Origin of the sequence: Nocardia pseudovaccinii NBRC 100343, assembly GCF_001613225.1 — a bacterium.
GTDB classification, from domain to species: domain Bacteria; phylum Actinomycetota; class Actinomycetes; order Mycobacteriales; family Mycobacteriaceae; genus Nocardia; species Nocardia pseudovaccinii.
The window spans coordinates 1-19,068 of record NZ_BDBY01000216.1 but is presented as its reverse complement, the minus strand read 5'-3'; the positions used below and the strand labels follow the sequence as shown (position 1 = coordinate 19,068).

Annotated in this window: 19 protein-coding genes; 3 read left to right on the top strand and 16 right to left on the bottom strand. The window is 66.7% G+C overall.

The window, feature by feature from the left end; all coding sequences use genetic code 11:
- Positions 1–3: 3 nt before the first annotated feature.
- Together rpsO and NP3_RS27575 are read right to left on the bottom strand one after the other, a co-directional pair.
- Entirely contained in the window at positions 4–273 is a 270-nt protein-coding gene (rpsO, locus tag NP3_RS27580; RefSeq protein WP_063044519.1) for a 30S ribosomal protein S15, read from the bottom strand.
- A 127-nt stretch (positions 274–400) separates the two neighbouring features.
- Positions 401–1,369: a bifunctional riboflavin kinase/FAD synthetase gene (locus NP3_RS27575; RefSeq protein ID WP_084509053.1), complete on the bottom strand. Its 969-nt coding sequence runs from the start codon at positions 1,367–1,369 to the stop codon at positions 401–403.
- A gap of 263 nt (positions 1,370–1,632) precedes the next feature.
- On the opposite strand from NP3_RS27575, the gene NP3_RS27570 reads away from it, so the two are divergent.
- Positions 1,633–2,295: a metal-dependent transcriptional regulator gene (locus NP3_RS27570; protein ID WP_157124577.1), complete on the top strand. Its 663-nt coding sequence runs from the start codon at positions 1,633–1,635 to the stop codon at positions 2,293–2,295.
- Positions 2,296–2,454: 159 nt separating this feature from the next.
- Here NP3_RS27570 and NP3_RS50685 read toward each other — a convergent pair whose 3' ends face one another.
- Positions 2,455–2,670, bottom strand: coding sequence for an EF-hand domain-containing protein (locus tag NP3_RS50685; RefSeq protein ID WP_281197560.1), 216 nt, complete (start codon positions 2,668–2,670; stop codon positions 2,455–2,457).
- Between the two features lie 35 nt (positions 2,671–2,705).
- On the bottom strand, positions 2,706–3,119 hold the full coding sequence (locus tag NP3_RS27565) for a DUF4345 domain-containing protein (protein WP_063044517.1): 414 nt from the start codon (positions 3,117–3,119) through the stop codon (positions 2,706–2,708).
- An 85-nt stretch (positions 3,120–3,204) separates the two neighbouring features.
- On the opposite strand from NP3_RS27565, the gene NP3_RS27560 reads away from it, so the two are divergent.
- The gene (locus tag NP3_RS27560) at positions 3,205–3,807 is read left to right on the top strand and encodes a TetR/AcrR family transcriptional regulator (protein ID WP_063044516.1); all 603 of its coding nucleotides are present in this window, start codon (positions 3,205–3,207) and stop codon (positions 3,805–3,807) included.
- Here NP3_RS27560 and truB read toward each other — a convergent pair.
- The 7 genes from truB to NP3_RS27525 form a co-directional block, all read right to left on the bottom strand.
- The gene (gene truB, locus NP3_RS27555; RefSeq protein ID WP_063044515.1) at positions 3,779–4,684 is read right to left on the bottom strand and encodes a tRNA pseudouridine(55) synthase TruB; all 906 of its coding nucleotides are present in this window, start codon (positions 4,682–4,684) and stop codon (positions 3,779–3,781) included. The genes NP3_RS27560 and truB overlap by 29 nt on opposite strands.
- Entirely contained in the window at positions 4,684–5,355 is a 672-nt protein-coding gene (gene npt, locus NP3_RS27550; protein WP_063044514.1) for a 4'-phosphopantetheinyl transferase Npt, read from the bottom strand. The genes truB and npt overlap by 1 nt, the downstream gene beginning before the upstream one ends.
- Positions 5,356–5,527: 172 nt before the next feature.
- The gene (locus NP3_RS27545; RefSeq protein WP_157124575.1) at positions 5,528–6,484 is read right to left on the bottom strand and encodes a metallophosphoesterase family protein; all 957 of its coding nucleotides are present in this window, start codon (positions 6,482–6,484) and stop codon (positions 5,528–5,530) included.
- 80 nt (positions 6,485–6,564) lie between these two features.
- Positions 6,565–7,635: a TIGR03943 family putative permease subunit gene (locus NP3_RS27540; protein ID WP_063044513.1), complete on the bottom strand. Its 1,071-nt coding sequence runs from the start codon at positions 7,633–7,635 to the stop codon at positions 6,565–6,567.
- Complete coding sequence (locus tag NP3_RS27535) at positions 7,632–8,636, bottom strand: permease (RefSeq protein WP_063044523.1); 1,005 nt, start codon at positions 8,634–8,636, stop codon at positions 7,632–7,634. Before NP3_RS27535 ends, NP3_RS27540 begins: the two co-directional genes overlap by 4 nt.
- 248 nt (positions 8,637–8,884) lie before the next feature.
- The gene (locus NP3_RS27530) at positions 8,885–10,975 is read right to left on the bottom strand and encodes a SaeA-related protein (protein ID WP_063824929.1); all 2,091 of its coding nucleotides are present in this window, start codon (positions 10,973–10,975) and stop codon (positions 8,885–8,887) included.
- A gap of 9 nt (positions 10,976–10,984) precedes the next feature.
- Positions 10,985–12,667, bottom strand: a complete 1,683-nt coding sequence (locus tag NP3_RS27525; RefSeq protein ID WP_063044522.1) for an Hsp70 family protein — start codon at positions 12,665–12,667, stop codon at positions 10,985–10,987.
- A gap of 111 nt (positions 12,668–12,778) precedes the next feature.
- On the opposite strand from NP3_RS27525, the gene NP3_RS50680 reads away from it, so the two are divergent.
- A complete protein-coding gene (locus NP3_RS50680) occupies positions 12,779–13,597 on the top strand; it encodes a hypothetical protein (protein WP_245721132.1) in 819 nt (272 codons plus the stop codon).
- Positions 13,598–13,858: 261 nt separating this feature from the next.
- Here NP3_RS50680 and NP3_RS27515 read toward each other — a convergent pair whose 3' ends face one another.
- From NP3_RS27515 to infB, 5 genes are all read right to left on the bottom strand, one after another.
- Positions 13,859–15,220, bottom strand: coding sequence for an MATE family efflux transporter (locus NP3_RS27515; protein ID WP_174566268.1), 1,362 nt, complete (start codon positions 15,218–15,220; stop codon positions 13,859–13,861).
- The gene (locus NP3_RS27510) at positions 15,217–16,236 is read right to left on the bottom strand and encodes a DHH family phosphoesterase (protein ID WP_245721131.1); all 1,020 of its coding nucleotides are present in this window, start codon (positions 16,234–16,236) and stop codon (positions 15,217–15,219) included. The genes NP3_RS27515 and NP3_RS27510 overlap by 4 nt, the downstream gene beginning before the upstream one ends.
- Positions 16,237–16,258: 22 nt before the next feature.
- On the bottom strand, positions 16,259–16,702 hold the full coding sequence (gene rbfA / locus NP3_RS27505; RefSeq protein ID WP_063044510.1) for a 30S ribosome-binding factor RbfA: 444 nt from the start codon (positions 16,700–16,702) through the stop codon (positions 16,259–16,261).
- A gap of 25 nt (positions 16,703–16,727) precedes the next feature.
- Positions 16,728–17,018, bottom strand: a complete 291-nt coding sequence (locus NP3_RS27500; RefSeq protein WP_063044509.1) for a DUF503 domain-containing protein — start codon at positions 17,016–17,018, stop codon at positions 16,728–16,730.
- 87 nt (positions 17,019–17,105) lie between these two features.
- Positions 17,106–19,068 (bottom strand): translation initiation factor IF-2 (infB, locus tag NP3_RS27495; protein ID WP_084509055.1); only part of this gene is annotated, 1,963 nt, incomplete at its 5' end.

Below are 19,068 nucleotides of genomic sequence, written 5' to 3'. Positions count from 1 at the left end.
CAGTTACCGACGCAGACCCAGGCGCTCGATCAGCGAACGGTAGCGCTGGATGTCCTTGTCGGCGAGGTACTTCGACAGGCGCTTGCGACGACCGATCAGCGCCATCAGGCCGTGGCGGGTGTGGTGGTCGTGCTTGTGCTTCTTCAGGTGCTCGGTGATGTCGGCGATCCGCTTGGACAGCAGCGCGATCTGCGCCTCCGGGGAACCGGTGTCCTTCTCGTGCACGCCGTACTCGGCGAGAATGGCCGACTTCTGCTCGGTGGTCAGCGCCATGGGGCATCCACTCCTATTTCTCAGTTCCGCGCTCGAGGATTCCGGTTACCCGGCCGGGCGCCACCGCGGACCGCAGCAAACCCGAGGAGCCACCTTACCCGACACCCCCGCGCCGAACCGAATCCGGTCAGGAGTCGGCGGCGGTGAGGACCTTGCGGGAGTTCTCGACGTCGCGTGCCATGGCCTCGAGGAGTTCGTCGATGGAATCGAATTTGCGCATACCGCGCAGATGCTCGACGAAATCCACCGCGACGTGCTGGCCGTACAGGTCGGCCTCACTGTCGAGCACATAGGCCTCGACGGTGCGGGCGCGCCCGGAGAAGGTGGGGTTGGTGCCGATCGAAATCGCGGCCATCGCGCGCTGCCCCGGCGTCACGGTGCCGATGGTCGGGCCGGGCCCGAGCACGGTGAACCAGCCCGCGTAGACGCCGTCGGCCGGAATCGCGGCGTACATGGGCGGTGCGATATTCGCGGTCGGGAAGCCGAGCTCACGGCCGCGGCCGTCGCCGTGCACGACCACGCCCTCGACCCGATGCGGACGGCCGAGGGCCTCGGCGGCCGCGGCCATATCTCCCGCGTCGACGCAGGCGCGGATGTAGGTGGAGGAGAAGGTGACCGCGTGCTCGCCGAGCAGTTTCACGCCGTCGACCTCGAAGCCGAAGCGCTCACCCAGCTCACGCATGGTCTCGATGGTGCCCGCGGCCTTCTTGCCGAAGGTGAAGTTGTCACCGACCACGACCTCGGTCACATGTAGCCGCTCGACCAGCAGATCGTGTACGTAGCGCCCCGGCGTCAGCTTCATGAATTCTTGGGTGAAGGGCATGACGCAGAACACGTCGACGCCGAGTTCCTCGGCCAATTCCGCGCGCCGGGTCAGCGTGGTCAACTGCGCCGGATGCGAGCCGGGGCGCACCACTTCCATCGGGTGCGGGTCGAAGGTCATCAACACCGCCGGAACACCCCGCGCGGCAGCGGACTTCACGGCCCTGCTGATCAGCTGCGCGTGGCCGCGATGCACACCGTCGAATACGCCGATCGTGAGCACGCACCGCCCCCAGTCCGCGGGTACGTCATCGAGGCTCCGCCATCTCTGCACAATCCGCAGCCTACGCAAAACGGGGGGCGAACAGTATTCGGAGGTGTCGATCCGCACCCCGGCCCGAGTCCCGTGTGTACTTGGGGTGAATTGCGGGTTCAGCCGGGTGAGCAATGTTCAAGTGTCTGAATGTGTGAATCGGGAGCCCAGTGCATAAGCTCGAAGATGTGCCCGGTAAACGAGACATCGCAACCCGACGCGAGCTGGCCGACACCGCAGCGCAGCCGACCGAGACCACAGGCCCACACGGCAGCACCGCGACGATTGCGCCGGAGCTCACCTCGGTCGCACAGGACTATTTGAAAGTAATCTGGACCGCGCAGGAGTGGTCGCAGGAAAAGGTATCGACGAAACTGCTCGCCGAACGGATCGGCGTCTCGGCCTCCACCGTCTCCGAGGCGGTACGCAAGCTCGCCGATCAGGGCCTTGTCGAACACGCCCGGTACGGATCCATCACCCTCACCGACCACGGGCGTCGCGCGGCGGTCGCCATGGTGCGCCGACATCGGCTGATCGAGACATTCCTGGTCAACGAACTCGGCTACGGCTGGGATGAGGTGCACGACGAGGCCGAGGTGCTCGAGCACGCGGTCTCGGAGCTGCTGATGGCCCGCATCGACGCGAAACTCGGCTATCCGGACCGGGATCCGCACGGCGATCCCATTCCCTCGGTGGACGGTGCGGTGCCGACGCCGCCCGCTCGCCAGCTCAGCGACTTCCGCGCGGACGAATCCGGCCATGTCGCACGGATTTCCGATGCCGATCCGGATATGCTGCGCTACTTCGATTCGGTCGGCATCGCGCTCGATACGCCGATCGTCGTGGTGGAACGCCGAGACTTCGCGGGCACCATCGCGATTCGCATCGGGGACCGCACCATCGATCTCGGCCGCCCTGCGGCCGAAGCCATCTGGCTCAGCGACTGACGATCGCGTGCCAGTGGTGACGATTCGTTGTCACCACCGCACGCCGCCGCGGCCACCGCGTCCGCGGCAAGAACAAACTCCGATACCCACCTATCGCATCGTCGGGCCCCGGAGTTACCACAGGTCAAGCCCCATAGAAAGTTCGCCGCGCCGAATCCGTCAGCGCGACAGGAAATTCAGCAGCGCACGGAATTCCGACGGCGACAGGTAGCCGTCCCCGTCGGTATCCGCCGCCGCAAGCAGTGATTCGGCGGGCTCGTCGATCAGCCCGGCACCGACGTGACGGATCAGGGATTCGAGTTCTTCGACCGAGATCTTGCCGTCGCCATTGATATCGAAGACCGTGCAGGCCGCATCGGCATCGGTGACCTCGATACGGCCGCCGACCAGTGCGGCATCGAATTCGGCAGTCAGCCAGCGGCGGGCACGCGGGCGGCGGCGAGGACGGTGCGCTTTTCGTGGGTGGCGGCTAGCCGGAAGAAGATCGGGGGAAGGGCGAATTCTATTGCGGTGAGGACGATTTGGAACCAATGCGGCCAGCCGTAGACGGCGACCGAGATCAAGCGGGCGACGCCGCTCAGTAGGAAGATTCCGGCGAGCCAGCGCACCGCGGGTGCGGAGATCGGATTTTGGCGGGCTGCCCAGATCCAGGCGAGGCCGTAGCCGAGGAAGATGCCACCGAAGAAGCGAGTCTGACTGTCGGCGGTGACGCCGGAGGAGCCCATATCGGGGATGCCGTCGATTCCGGCGGCCATGTGGAATATGCCGATCCCAACGATGACAACGCCCATCGCCATCGACAGCCATTTGAGTGCCGAGGTCATGAATTCCTCCTTTCACTAGTAGACGTATGTCTACTAAGCTCGACCCTACGACGCTTAGTAGACATACGTCAACTAAGCTTGCAGGGTGACCCGCCGCCGCCTCGCCCCCGATGAACGCCGCCGCCTGCTGCTGGACGCGGGCGCGAAACTGTTCGCCGAGCGCGCCTACGATGCGGTGCTGATGGAGGACGTCGCCGCGGCGGCCGATGTTTCGCGCGCCCTGCTCTACCGCCACTTCCCGACCAAACGCGACCTCTTCGCGGGCGTCTATCAGCTGGCCGCCGATCGCCTGCTGGTCGCCACGAAACTCGATACCGAAACCCCGCTGCCCGAACAGCTCGCGGCCGGACTCGACGAACACTTCGACTATTTCGAGGCCAATGCCAATACGGTGGTGGCCGCCAACCGCCTGCTCTCGGGTGATCCGACCATCCAGGCGATCATCTCGGGCGAACTCGGCGAACTCCGGGTGCGTCTGCTCGACGTCATGGGCCTCGAAGGCCAAATCCGCGAGCTCACCTCATCGGTGCTGATGGGCTGGCTGACCTTCGTCCGGGTGCTATCGGTCGACTGGCTGGAAAACCGCACCTGCACCCGCGGCGAACTCCGCGATATCTGCGTCGGCGCGCTGCTCGGCGCGCTGGAACCGCTCGGCGCGGTCAAAGATTCGACGGACGCACGACCATGACCGAAGCCGCGCGCTTACCGCTCTCCTGCAATAGCGCGATCGCACGGCCGGACGGGTCGATGGCGGCGTAGACACCGGATATGCCGACCGGCTCGAGCCAACGGCCGTTGCGCAGATCGTCGGCCTGCTTGTCATCGATATCGCGGTGCGGGAACGCGGTTCGGATGGCGTCGTCGATATCCAGACTCAACGGCGCGTCCTCGCATTCGGCCAATTCATCGAGGGTTCTGGCGTGTTCGAGGGTGAACGGGCCGACCCTGGTGCGGCGCAAGGCGGTCAGATGGCCGCCGACGCCGAGTGCGGCGCCCAGATCGCGCGCCAGGGCGCGAATGTAGGTGCCGGACGAACATTCGACGACCACATCCAGATCGACGAATTCCGAAATATCCCGGCGGGCAAGGATATCGAAGCGCGAGACGGTGACCGGACGAGCGGCGAGCTGCACGTCTTCACCGGCCCGGTGCCGGGCATAGGCGCGTTCGCCGTTCACCTTGATGGCGCTGACCGTGGCAGGCACCTGCTCGATATCGCCGGTCAGTTTCGCAGTGTGCGTGGCGATTTCAGCATCGGCGAGATGGGTCGCCGACGCGGTCGAGAGCACTTCACCCTCGGCATCGTCGGTGGTGGTGGCCTGGCCGAGACGAATGGTCGCGGTGTAGGCCTTGGTGGTCAGGGTGAGCAGGCCGAGCAGTTTGGTGGCGCGTTCGACGCCGAGCACCAGCACGCCGGTGGCCATCGGATCGAGCGTCCCGGCATGGCCGATCTTCTTGGTGCGCAATAGTTTTCGACATTTCGCGACGACGTCGTGGCTGGTCCAGCCGCCGTCCTTGTCGACGATCAGCAGACCGCCGAGTGCGTCGATCCGGGCGTCGGCCATCAGTCGTGCACGATCGCGGTCAGGATGAGTCCGTCGCCGATCATCCAGCGGCCGTCGAAGGAAATCAACGGCGCGCCACCGTCGGTGACCTGTCCCGGCACCAGGATCTGGCTGTGGAAGGTACCCGAACCCGCGCCGTCGGAGCTCTCATCGATGGTGAAGGTGATGTGGGCGTCCTCGAAGCCGAGCCAGCGCGCGGTCAATGGCCACCATGCCTTGTAGGTGGCTTCCTTCGCACAGAAAAGCAAGCGGTCCAGGTGCAGACCGGAACCGTCGACCCGCGCCAACCAGTCCCGCTCGGGGGGCAGGCTCACCGAATCCAGCACGCCCTCGGGGAGTGTGCCGTGTGGTTCGGCGTCGATGCCGATCGAGCGGAACCGCAGTTTGTGCCCCAAGGCCGCCGCCCGGTAGCCGTCACAGTGCGTCAGGCTGCCGACGATGCCGCGCGGCCACACCGGCGCACCCCGCTCGCCCTTACCGATCGCGACCGGAGTCTCACCCAGTTCCACCAGCGCCAGCCGGGCACAGTGCCGAGCACCGATGAAGTCCCGGCGACGCTTCTCCACCGACTTCTCGATGAGGTGCGCCTCGGCCGGATGCGGCTGCAGATCCTCGGGATACTCCAGGAGCTCTGCCGAAGCCACGCCAGCGGGAAGAATTTTCTCGATCAGCTCCCCCGCCTCCCCGAACCTTCAGGCCAGACTCGTCTGCCACGCAAGCAGCATCGGCGTCCAGCGGTCAGGGGGCAGGCAAGTTTGCCCGTACCCGACGAGTTACCCATGTACACACCAAATCAGTAGTTGCGCTGCGAATCAAATTTGCCGCCGCGATGCCGGACAGAGGTCAAACGCCGCGGCGACGCTCGGCTTTTGCGCGCATCTCGGCTGCTGCGGCCTCCATCTCGGGGGTGACCTTGAAGTGGCCGCCCCATTTGTTCAGCGAACCCGGCGGGTAATCCGGGGTGGGGAGGATTTGGCGCAGCAACTGGTCGGGCAGTCCGCGACGCTGCCATTCGCGCGGGTAGCCGAGCGACACCTCTTCGAAGCGCACGCCGTCGTAGTAGGAGGTGCGCGGGATGTGCAGGTGGCCGTAGACCGAGCAGACCACGTTGTAGCTGGTGTGCCAGTCGGCGGTCAGATCGGTGCCGCACCAGAGCGCGAATTCCGGGTACCACAGTACCTCGGTGGGCTGGCGGACCAGCGGGAAGTGATTGATCATCACGATCGGCGTCTCGGGTGGCAGCGCGTCCAGCTTCCGCTTGGTGACCTGCACTCGGGCGTGACACCAGGCATCACGGGTCAGATACGGATCCGGCGACAACAGGAATTCGTCGGTGGCCACCACATTGCGTTCCCGGGCCAGGGCGAGGCCCTCTGCCTTCGTCTTCGTGCCCTTCGGCAGGAACGAGTAGTCGTACAGCACGAACATCGGAACCAGCGTCACCTGACCGCCGTACTGTTCGGACCCCGCGCCGGTCCAGACCGGGAACGGGTCCTCCGGTGTGATGACATCGAGGTCCCGGCAGATCGATACCAGGTAGTCGTAGCGGGCGACACCGTGCATCTGCACCGGATCCTTCGCCGTGGTCCACAATTCGTGGTTGCCCGGCACCCAGATCACCTTGGCGAACCGGCCGCGCAGTAGCTCCAGCGCCCAGCGAATATCGTCGGACTTCTCCCCGACGTCCCCGGCCAGGATGAGCCAGTCCTCGGGCGAATCCGCCCGAATCTGCTCGACGACCGGACGATTCCCCTGGTGCCCGACGTGAATGTCGCTCACCGCCATCAACTTGGGTATCACCACACCTACATTGGCATATCCGCGGGAGTTACCGCCGTTCGGCTCGATGATCATGGGCGATACCGGTGCGAGTCCGCCCGCTAACGGCCGCGTTCGTACGGCCGGTCCGGAGCCTCGATCCGCTGGTAGTCGGTGACGACGAGGGTGGGCGTGTGATCCGGATCCCGCTGAGCACTACCGGTTTCGACGACACCCCTGACCTCGAGCCAGGCGTCGTCCTCGATCACCTCCGGCATCCCCGACAGGTGCACGAGTACATACCGGGCATCAGCGACACAGCAGGTGATGACCACTCGCGCGAGATCCGCATCGGGCGTATCCGGATGCTGCTGCTCGAGATCCTTGGGCCGAATAATGAACCCACTGATCGTGACCTGACGACCGTCCAGCGAGTGACTGGAGTCCTGAAGCGCCCGATCCACCAGATCCACAATCGGCAACCGCGGCGCCTGCTCGGCAGGCAACAGCGGAAAGGCCCAGAGCTTCGGCTGCTCCGCGGCGATGTCGCGTGGAACGACCTGGACAGGCGAACTGGTTACCGCCGCGCCCGCGCCCAGTGCGGGAGGAGCGATGAGCAGGAGGGCAGCGACGGGGGCGAGCAATAACCATTGCGCGCGGCCCGAACCGTGCTCGTGGTCGCCCTGCGCAGGGCCGTGCCCGAATGCATCGTCGTGGCTCCGTGCGTTGGCGTTGCTCAGTGCATCCTGGCCGCCGAATGCTCCCTCGAGCATGTCACCGTCGCCGTGCGAATTCGCCTGGCCGAGTAGGTCGCTGCGGCCGTGCACGCTGGCATGGCCCAGCACATCGTCGCCGCCGTGCTTGTCGCTGGGGCTGCTCGTGTTCATGTGGCCGTGCAGGTCGCTGCGGCCGTGCACGCTGGCATGGCCCGGCACATCGTCGCCGCCGTGCCTGTCGCTGGGGCTGCTCGTGTTCATGTGGCCGTGCACGTTGGCGTGTTCGTCGGATGCGGTGCTGCGGCGAATATCTCGGAAGATTGCTACCAGGGCGAGCAGGATGAAGCCGATGCTGCTGATCAGTAGGAAGGGGTACAGGCTCGGTTTTACATAGCGTAGGTAGGTGCCGTCGAGGGTTGTCCAGAGCACTGCGCTGCCTATGAGTAGCAACAGGAGGTTTTGTGTTTCTCGTTTCATCGGGCACCTCCCAGAAAGATGTATCCGGCGATCGTGCCGCAGGCCACGGCTACGGCGAAGGTCATGGGGGCGAAGCGCATTGCGAAGCGGCGGCCGAAACTGCCTGCCTGCATGGCGAAGAGCTTCACGTCGACGGCGGGGCCGACGACCAGGAATACCAGCCGCGGCAGCAGGGGCAGCGTCGACATGCTCGCCGCGACGAATGCATCGGCCTCCGAACACAGCGCGAGCACGATCGCCAGCACCGCCATGATCAGGATCGCGACCACCATTTGCCCGGCCAACCGCTCGTACCAGGTGGGCGGAACCAGTACATGCAACGCGGCGGCGGCCGCGGCGCCGAGTACCAGAAATGCGCTGGCCTGCAAGAGATCGTGGCGTGCGGCCTCGGTGAAGACCTCCCACCGGGTTCGCCCCGTCACACAGTGGTCACGTCCGGTGCCACGCGGCAGCAGCCAGGCCGGGCGTCCGATTCTCGACCAGATCAGCCCCATCACCACCGCGGTGGCCAGTGAGCCGGTGAACCGCGCCGCCACCATTCCCGGCTCGCCGGGAAACGCCACCGCCGTGGCGATCAACACCACCGGGTTGATCGCGGGGGCCGACAGCATGAAGGCCAAGGCCACTGATCCGGGCGCACCCTGATCGGTCAGTCGTCGCGCCACCGGCACGACACCGCATTCACAGCCGGGCAGCGCCATCCCGGCCAACCCGGCGACGCCGATCGCGGCAGGTTCGTTGCGCGGCAATACCTTTCGCAGCACTGCGGGCGAAACGAAGGCCGCGATACCACCGCTCACCAACACCCCGAGCGCCAGAAACGGCACCGCCTGCACGAAGACACCCGCGAAGATCGTCACCGCGGTCTGCAATCGCGCGGACGCACCCACCACACGCACCAGCGGCGCCCGCAGAACCAGGCCGAGGGCGATCAGCGCGGCGAGCACATATGGCGAGGACACCCGCGTCCGTACCGAATTCACAGCGTTCTGTGCGAGCACGTCCCCATCCTGCCCTGTGCTGCCGCCAAATCCCGCTTGCGGGCGATCACCCCGCATTGCGCCGCCCATCTTCGCGGCGGCCCGGTTGGCGCGCAGCCTCGCACGTCCGCTCACAATCCCGCGCAGTGTCCGGATGCGAATCGGGAATCCACACACCAATGGACGGCGCGGGCGCCGCAGCATTATCGAGGTGCCGACGGCGCAGATAGTCCGCATCTCGCGATCGACGGCACGCGGACCGATCTGGGCTATCCGAGCCAGCGGATCCGCGCCGTAGGTGCGAAACCCGCAGCGACAGTGAGCTTTCCATTCAGTTCGCGGCGGCAGGATGCGATAGCGATGTGACATGGTCGCGGGATATCGGGCGGGATCCGGACACCACCGTCGATTTCGTAGCGCATATTGGTGACCTTCCAGGAGCGGGCCTCGGGGTCGTCCGGGGCGCTCGGCGGTTGGTCGGGTCGCACAACGGCCATGACTTCGGTGACGCCGATGGGCCAGGTGAAGACCAGTAGCCCCGCCTGTTCGGCCAGTCCGGTCACGGTCGGAATACCACTCGGCGACGGATCGTCCCGCGGTTGTTCCTGTCTGTCTTGCGGTTTCGCGACCTGGCCGGTATCGGATCGGGTGGTCTCGGAGTATCTGCCCGCGACAGCGGCGGCCACCGCGTACACCGGCTGCCCGACGGCGGGTGCGCCACCGTCCTCGAGTTCGGTCGCCTGTGTGCGGCCGACCACGCGCCACGATCCGTCCGGCTGCAACCTGGTCACCCGGTAGGCGACACTATCCGTCGAGGTCGGCGACCACACCACGAGCACCGACCCATTCGTCAATCTGGTGGCCTCGACGCGCTGCGGGGCCTCGATCGGCGACTCCGCGAGCGCGGCGGCCGCACCGGCGTGATCGGCGCATACCTCGACCGCGGCGAGCAGCCCGCGCATCCTGGCATCGGCCGATCGCGCTTGGGCCTCGGTGACGAGCCGGTCCGCCTCGGCAATGGCCGCCCGGGCCTCGGCGAGTAACTGGTCGATACTCGGCACCTGATTCGGCGGCAGCAGATCGGATGCGGTGCGGCGCACATGTTCCAGATGCGGCAACGCCTCGACATACCGCTTTGCCGCACACGCGACCGTGGCATCACGCCAGTGCGCCTGCGCCTCGTTCAGCACCCGTTCGACCTCATCGGATATCGAACGGATCGGGGTGAGCCCGTCCCCGTCGGGCCCGACCAGTCGGCGCGCCTCCTCGACATGCCGCGCGGCTTCCTGCGGGCGACCCCCGCGTAGCGCCGCCCGGGCGGCCTTGAGCGGTGCTTCCCAGAGTCTGGGCGCAGGCGGCTGCGATATGGGTCGCGGCGGCGCGGTAGGTGGCGAATTCCCTACTCGCGCACCGAGTTCTGCCGCGATATCGGCGAGCAGGCGGGTTGCATCGGCCCGATCGAGACCCAACCGCGTCGCCTCGTCGAGCAGATACTGGAAGTCGTCACCGACGAGTTCGTCCTCGACCAGCACCGCCGCCCTGACCTTCGGCCGCAATTCCTCGGCGACATCCTCGGCCACCGTCCGCAGATACTCCCGCAGCGCCGCCTCACCCGATTCGAGCACATCATGGATGTGAATCAGCAACTCGTCCAGCACAACTCGGATGCGACCGGGCGGCAGCTCCCGGGACCGCGCGCGCAATGCCTCGGCGCGCAGTCGAATCTCCTGGGTCTGACCGGCCTTCGCCGGATCCACCCGGAGCAGCGCGAACAGCGTCGGTGTCGGTTCACCGTCGATGAGCCGTTCCCATTCGCTGAGCAACTGCCGAATCTGTTGTCTGCGTTGATCGGTGAGCACACCGGCGGGCACCGGGGCCTCCTCGATAACGCGATGCCTGCGCAATCGCGTCGCGACCTCGGCGGCACTGAGCCCACCCATCGCACCGATCTCCTCCAGCCCAGGGACCTTCCCGGCCGGAATCCCGCCGTGACGCTGCACCAATCGCGAGATCGCCGCGTCGAGGATCTCGTAGCGGTCCGCATCCCGGCGCTCGCGCATCTCCCGGATCCGCGCCGCTTCCGCCCGGCGGTCCGCCGAATCCAGCAGTACGCGAGACAGCTTCGGATGCGCGTCGACCAGCAGCCCCACCAGCACCCGGTATTTCGGATGGTCGCGCTGGCGCTGCCAGAAACCCCAGACCTCCGCCACCCGGGCGGCGATCTCGGCATCGCTCAGCGACTCCGCCTCGTCCAGCGGAATGTCGTAGAGCTCGAATGGATCCGGCTCCTCGAGCCCGCCGCGGCGCTCGACTGCGGCGAGCACCCGCTTGCGGTAGTCGTTCGGATCGAACGCCTGCATGGTCACGGCTCAGCTGTCGCGGCGGCGGGTGCGCTGGACCTGATCGAGTTCGCGCGCCACATCCGCTTGCGACAGGGTCGCACCGGTCTGCGCGGTCAGGACCAACGGAATGTCGGCGTCGACGTGATGGCAGGTGACGCGCAGCACGCCGTCGAAGCCCATCTCGAAGGTCACCCGTACCTCGCTGCCCTCGGGATAGCCCGCGGGGATGCCGCGAATGCGGCCCTCCACCAGCACCTTCGTATCCTCGGGGCGCGCCGATGCCGCCTGGCCCTGCTGTTCCACGATGGTCAGCGCGATTTCGTCCTGATCGGCCCGCACGGTGCCGAAGGAACGACGTACCTTCACCGGCAGCGTCGAATTGCGATGCACCAACCAGGTCGCCGCCAGCCCGTACTGATAGTCGAGCGCGAGCACACCGAATCCGCGCGAAACAACGGTATCGACCTGGATTTCGAGCATCCGGCGCACCAGCCCGACCGGTTGTCCGAAGGAGGCGGCGACGCGGGCGATCGATTGGTCCAGATCGGCCGGTGCGGCGTCCTCGATATCCGCGCCGTCGCGCAGTCGGCCGCGCGTGGTGAGGTCGGCGAGAACGAGACGTTCCATTTCCAGCTTCTCGCCGTAGAGTGCCGCGCCGCGCGCCACCGAGAGGTCGGGATCGCGCAGTTCACCGGAGAGGCCGAGTTCCTTGCGCAGTTCGCGCTCCACCATCGGCATGCGCGAAGAGCCCCCGACGAGCAGCAGACGGTCGACGGATGCGGCGCCGCGCTTGCTCGCCGCCGTCAGGCAGTCGCGGGTCAGGTCGATGGTGCGGCGCATGAGCGAGGCGGTCATCGCGTCGACTTCGGCGCGCGTCAGCGGGACCACCGCGCGGGCGCCGTCGTGCGCGATCACCACATCGGTGCGCTCGGCATCGGTCAGCTCGCGCTTGGCGCGTTCGGCGGCCAGCACCAGCATCTGCGAACCCGCCGAATCGTCCAGCGGGTCTTCGGCATCCGGATTCGCCTCGCAGAACTTCTGCGAAAGGTACAGCGCGATGCGCTCATCCCAGTCGGCGCCGCCGAGTTGGTGATCACCCTCGACCGCGAGCACCGAAATGCGGCGGTCGGCGAGTTCGATGACCGTGGCGTCGAACGTGCCGCCGCCGAGGTCGTAGACGAGAACCGTCTCGCGCGGGCCCGGCATGCCGACGTCGGTGCTGCCGTCGAGTCTGCCGAAACCGTAGGACAATGCCGCGGCGATCGGCTCGGAGAGCACGCCCGCCACATCGACGCCCGCATACGTGCCCGCCTGGATGGTCGCGCGCCGCTCCTCGTCACCGAAGTAGGCGGGCACGGTGATGACCGCGCGCTGCACCGGTTCGCCACCGCTGAACTCGGCATCCGCGGCAAGGCTTTTCAGGATCAGCGCCGAAACCGCTGGCGCGGACCAGGTTTGCCCGTGCGCGGCGAAACGCCAATCCGTATCGCCCATCCGCCGCTTCACCAGCGCGCACACATGCTCCGGATCGAGCCTGGCCTGCCGCCGCGCACCCTCGCCAACCAGATGATCGAATGCCGACGCGAACAAAACGACCGAAGGCACTGTCGCCTCGCCGTTCAAACCGATCATGACTTCGGGCCGACCATCGGCGTCTATCCGCGCGATCGCCGAATTCGTCGTACCAAGGTCGATGCCGTAGACCCCCATGAGACGCGATGGTAGCAGCCACATCCGACACCAGCCCAGTTCCCGATAGTGGATCCCGATGCCGCCCAAAACAATCGCCGCACCCCCGCGAACTCGCGTTAAAGTGCGAACGTGACCGACCCCGCCGCGCCGCACCCCGAGGACCCGACCGCACCCGCCGCGCCGCAGGTAGAGGCCCCGGCCACAGCACAGGTCGGTCACCCCAACAGTCCTCTCGCGCCACCGCTCGAAAACCTCACCGCCTCGACCGCACCGCAGGCTGGTCACCCCGCCAAATCCCGCACTCCGTGTGCCGAGACCACCCCGGCGACACCACCGTCTGGTCACCTCACCAACCCACCCGAAGCGCAGGCCGAGACTTCCACCGACCACGCACCACGGGCCAATCACACCGCCGATCCCCTTCCGCCACAGGTCGAGGTCCTGAACACGCCGCAGACCGACCTCCCTGTCAACTCCCACACACCACGGCTCGAATCCACCGACTCGCTCGCCCACTTGGCGGAACGTATCGAAGACCTCACCCGAGTAGTCGCCCGCCAAGCCATCACCATCGAACGCTTGGCCGACGAGGCCAAAGCCCGCGACCGGCGCGACCGCGCAGGCGCCGACCTCCCGCTCGTCCTGGAACTCTTCGCCCTCCACACCGACACCACCGCCTGCGCCCACACCGCCGAATCCCCGCGCGAGCGAACAGCATTCGATGCTGTCGCCAGCCGCATCGAACGCCTCATCGTCGGCCGCGGCGGCACACTGGTCACCCCGCGCACCGATGACGCCTTCGATTCACTCACCATGGAAGCGGCGGATGTCGCGAAGACAGACGATCCCGCATTGGACCGCACAGTTGAATCGGTCGTCCGAACCGGGCTGACGGTCTCCGGCCGCTCGGTGCGTCCGGCAGGAGTGGTCGTCCGCCGACACCACTGACAACCCGCCACCTGCCGCAAACAAGTTCGTCCGGCAGGGGTCGTCACCCGCCGACACCACTGACGACGCGCCATCCACCGCACACGAACTCACCCGCCAGGTGAGTGCCCGCCGACACCACCGACGACCCGTTGCCGCCGCAAACAAGTTCGCCGAGCAGGAGTGGTCATCCGCTGACACCACAGACAACCCGCTAGCCGCCGAGCACGTTCACTCCGCAAAAACATGCGCGGGATGCGAACCCGTGCGCGGCGCACCGGCCTACACACTCACACGCGGGACCTCGGCACCGATTTGTGCCCAGCTGCCGGATTCTGCGCGCCAGACTACGGCGACGAGACGTAGGAGCATGAAGGCGACGAGGCCGGTCCAGATGCCCGCTATGCCCCAGTTGAAGATGAGGGAGAGCCAGATGGCGGGGAGAAAGCCGAGGAGGGCGGCGCCGAGGGTGGTGTTGCGGAGGTAGGCGGCGTCGCCCGCGCCGAGCAGGACGCCGTCCAAGGCGAAGACGATGCCTGCGATCGGGATGATGGCGACGAAGAACCACCAGGCGATGTGGGTGCGGTCGAGGACGGCTGGGTCGTCGGTGAAAAGTCCGGGGATGACGGTCGCGCCTGCCGCGAAGGCCGCCGCAAGGACCAGCGCGAATCCGCCCGACCAGCGGGTGATGCGGCGCGCCAGAGCGCGCGCTCCGGTGGCGTCGCCCGCGCCGAGTGCCGCACCGACCAGGGTTTGCGCGGCGATGGCGAGCGAATCCAGGGTCAGGGCAAGGAAATTCCAGAGCTGCAGGACCAGCTGGTGGGCGGCCACCGATGCCGCGCCGAACCGGGAGGCGACGGCCGCCGCCGACACGAAGCTGGCTTGGAATGCGAGACTGCGGGCGATCAGATCACGACCGAGTACCAGCTGTGCCCGCATCACCGACCAGTGCGGCGCCAGCGGAACACGCGCGCGCACCAGCGCGGTCAGGAACAACCCGGCCGTCACGGATTGGCCCGCCGCATTCGCGACCGCCGAACCCGCCAACTCCAGCCGCGGCGCACCCAGCAACCCGTGCACCAGCGCCGGGCACAGCACCCCCGAAACCAGCAGTCCCGCAACAACGAACAGCAGTGGCCTGCGCGTCTCCTGCACCCCGCGCAACCACCCGTTACCCGCCATCGCGATCAGAATCAGCGGCACTCCGAACAACGCGATCCGCACCCAGACCAACGCCTCCCCCGCGATATCCCCACCGCCCGCGATCACACTCGTCAGCGGAATCGCAATCGCCTGCCCCACGACAAGAACCAGGATCCCGACGATCACGGCGACCCAGGTCGCCTGCACCCCTTCCCCGATCGCACCGCGCTCATCCCCCGCCCCATGCCGCCGCGCCGCCCGCGCCGTGGTCCCGTACGACAGGAACGTCAGCTGCGAACTGACCTGCGCCAGAATCAATCCGCCGACCGCAAGCCCGGCCAATGCCAATGCCCCGAGCCGCCCCACCACAGCCAGGTCGAAGAGCAGATAGATGGGCTCGGCCACCAGCACACCCAAGGTCGGCAAGGCGAGTCCGAGAATCCGTCGCGGCCCCACCGCGCCGATCGGATTCGACGCGACCCCGCTGACTTCCGAACTCACCCGAGTTCGGCCAACAGCGCCGCGACGACCGATTCGGACGTGCCATGAGTGGTGTATCCGGCCGCGAACCGATGGCCCCCGCCGCCCAAAGACGTTGCGACAGTGGCCACATCGACACCATCCTGCGCCCCCGGCGCACTGTCGCGCGACCGCAGCGACACCGTCCACCGATCCGGAATCGTGCGCGATTCCTTGAACACCGCGGCAACCCCGGCCTCGGAGGTGGTACGGACGATATCGACCACACTCTCCACCTCTTCCGAGCGCACACCATCGACATCCTCGCGCCGCACAATGGCGTACACCAGTCCGGTCCCGCCACCGGCCTGCGGCTCCAACCGAGCCGAGCCGAGCACCCGCGACAGCATCGGCAACCAGCCGAACGGATGCGTATCCATCAGCGAGCGCGTGATTTCGGCACCGTCGATGCCGGTGGCCAGTAGCCGCTCGGCCAGGTGATGGGTACCGGGGCGCACCCACCGGAAGGATCCGGTATCGGTGACCAATCCGGCGTAAAGGCAATGTGCCACTTCGGCATCGATCGGCTCCTGCCAGGAATCGAGCAGCCGCGCGATCAGACTCGTCGTCGATTCCGCACTCGCATCGATCACATTGATCGTCCCGAACCGGGTGTTGGAGCGGTGATGATCGAACACCAAAGTCGTTCGGGCCCCGGCCAATCGATCGGCGAGCGCACCCAGTCGACCGGCACTGCCGCAGTCCACGGAAACCAGCAGATCCACCGCGACGGGTACATCGGCGGGCGGCACCAGGTGCTGCACGCCGGGCAGGGTCCGCATCGTCGCGGGCAGTTCGGCGGGCTCGGCGAACGATACCCACACCGGGACACCGCGCCGATGCAACACCAATGCCAGAGCGAGCCCGCTGCCGATGGTGTCGGCATCGGGCTGCACATGACATAGGATGGTGACCGAACGCGCCGCGTTCAATGCGGCAAGGGCCGGTCCGAAATCGACCGCATCGACAGCGACCCCCCTACCCGGGTCGACGGGCATCGTCGTCATGGTCTACCGCACGTCACTCGTCGGATTCGCGTTCGACCTTGTACGGGTCGGCATCGCCGGCATGGGTGGCGGTGGCCGCCACCTTCGCGACCGCGTCATCGGCGGCCCGCGCCCTGGCCAGCAGCTCTTCCATATCCCGTGCCGCGTCGGGCACCTTGTCCAGCACGAACGCCAGCGTCGGGGTGAATTTCACGCCGGTGCCCGCGCCCACCTTCGAACGCAGCACACCCTTCGCCTTGTCCAGACCCGCGGCTGCGGCCGCGTAATCCGGTTCCACGTCGAGGGTTTCGCCCATCACCGTGTAGTACACCGTCGCCTCGCGCAGATCGCCGGTGACCTTCGCATCGGTCACGGTCACGAAATTCAGACGCGGATCCTTCACCTCGTATTCGATCGCGGTCGCCACGATCGCGGAAATCCGCTTGGCGAGTCGGCGTGCCCTGGCTTGATCCACCATGGCTGAACCCTCCTCACTTGCTAACTCAGTCTTCGGGTCCGAAGATCCTGCGGCGCACTGCCAGCAACTCTAACTCCGGACGAGCCGCGACGTGACGCTCACATTTGTCGAGTACCTCGGTCAGGTGATCCATACCGGAACTGACCATGGCGACTCCGAGCAATGAGCGACGGTAGCGGTCTTGTTCCCCGCCCTCGGCGGCACTCACACCGAAACGCTGCAATTCGGCCAGCACGGGCCGGATCACCGAGCGCTTCTGCTTCAGCGAGTGCACGTCTCCGAGCAGGATGTCGAACTCCAGTGCACCCAGGTACACCCAAGCCTCCTGTATCGGCGCCTACGAAAGATTGTCTCGGTGGTCCGGTCCAGCGCTGATGGCCGGACCGGACCACCGACGAACAAATCAGTCGCGCGGCTTCTCGCGCAGCTCGTAGGCCTCGATCACGTCGCCTTCCTTGATGTCGTTGTAGGTCAACGTCATACCGCATTCGAAGCCCTCGCGGACCTCGGTGACGTCGTCCTTCTCCCGCTTCAAGGTGGAGATCGTGACCGTCTCGGCGACCACCATGTTGTCGCGGAGCAGGCGCGCCTTGGCGTTGCGCTTGACCGAACCCGAGGTGACCATGCAACCGGCGATATTTCCGACCTTCGACGAACGGAAGATCGCGCGGATCTCCGCCCGGCCCAGCTCGACCTCTTCGTAGATCGGCTTGAGCATGCCCTTGAGGGCCTTCTCGATTTCGTCGATGGCCTGGTAGATCACCGAGTAGTACCGGATGTCCACACCTTCGCGGTTGGCCAGCTCGGTCGCCTTGCCCTCGGCCCGGACGTTGAACCCGATGATGATCGCGTTCGACGCCGACGCCAGGTTGACGTTGGTCTCGGTGACGCCACCGACACCGCGGTCGATGACCCGCAGGCGCACCTCGTCGTCGATCTCGATACCGAGCAGCGCCTCCTCGAGGGCCTCGACGGTACCGGAGTTGTCGCCCTTGAGGATCAGGTTGAGCTCCGAAGTCTCCTTCAGCGCGGCATCCAGATCTTCCAGGCTGATCCGCTTGCGGCTGCGCGCGGCCAGTGCGTTGCGCTTGCGCGCATTGCGACGGTCGGCGATCTGGCGAGCGATCCGGTCCTCGTCGACGACGAGCAGGTTGTCACCGGCGCCCGGCACCGACGTGAAGCCGATGACCTGGACCGGCCGCGACGGCAGCGCCGCGACGACATCGTCGCCGTGCTCGTCGACCATGCGGCGGACGCGACCGTAGGCGTCGCCCGCCACGATCGAATCACCGACGCGCAGCGTGCCGCGCTGGATGAGCACGGTCGCCACCGGGCCTCGGCCGCGGTCGAGGTGCGCCTCGATGGCGACACCCTGTGCGTCCATGTCCGGGTTGGCCCGCAGATCCAGCGCCGCGTCCGCGGTCAGCAGGACCGCCTCGAGCAGTTGCTCGATATTGGTCCCCTGCTTGGCGGAGATGTCGACGAACATGGTGTCGCCACCGTATTCCTCGGCAACCAGGTTGTATTCGGTCAGCTGCTGCCGGATCTTGTCCGGGTTCGCGCCTTCCTTGTCGATCTTGTTGACCGCGACCACGATCGGCACATCGGCCGCCTGCGCGTGGTTGATGGCCTCCACCGTCTGCGGCATGACGCCGTCGTCGGCGGCGACCACCAGGATCGCGATATCGGTGGCCTTCGCACCACGGGCACGCATGGCGGTGAACGCCTCGTGACCCGGGGTGTCGATGAAGGTGATGAGCCGGTCGTTGTCGCCCAGATGGGTGAGCACCTGGTAGGCGCCGATGTGCTGGGTGATGCCACCGGCCTCGCCCTCACGGACGTTGGCCTTACGGATGGTGTCGAGCAGTCGGGTTTTACCGTGGTCGACGTGACCCATGACGGTCACCACCGGCGGCCGCTGTTCGAGGTCTTCCTCGCCGCCCTCGTCCTCACCGTAGGTCAGGTCGAACGATTCCAGCAGCTCGCGGTCCTCGTCCTCGGGGCTGACCACGTGCACGACGTAGTTCATCTCGCTGCCGAGCAGCTCGAGGGTCTCGTCGTTCACCGACTGGGTCGCGGTGACCATCTCGCCGAGGTTGAACAGGGCTTGCACCAAGGCGGCCGGGTTCGCATCGATCTTCTCCGCGAAGTCCGACAGCGAAGCGCCGCGGGCGAGACGGATGATCTCGCCGTTACCGCGCGGCAGCCGCACGCCACCGATGGCGGGGGCTTGCATGCTTTCGTACTCGGCGCGCTTCGCCCGCTTCGACTTACGGCCACGACGCGGGGCGCCACCGGGACGACCGAACGCACCGGCCGCACCGCCACGGCCACCGGGACCACCCGGACGACCGCCGCCACCGCCA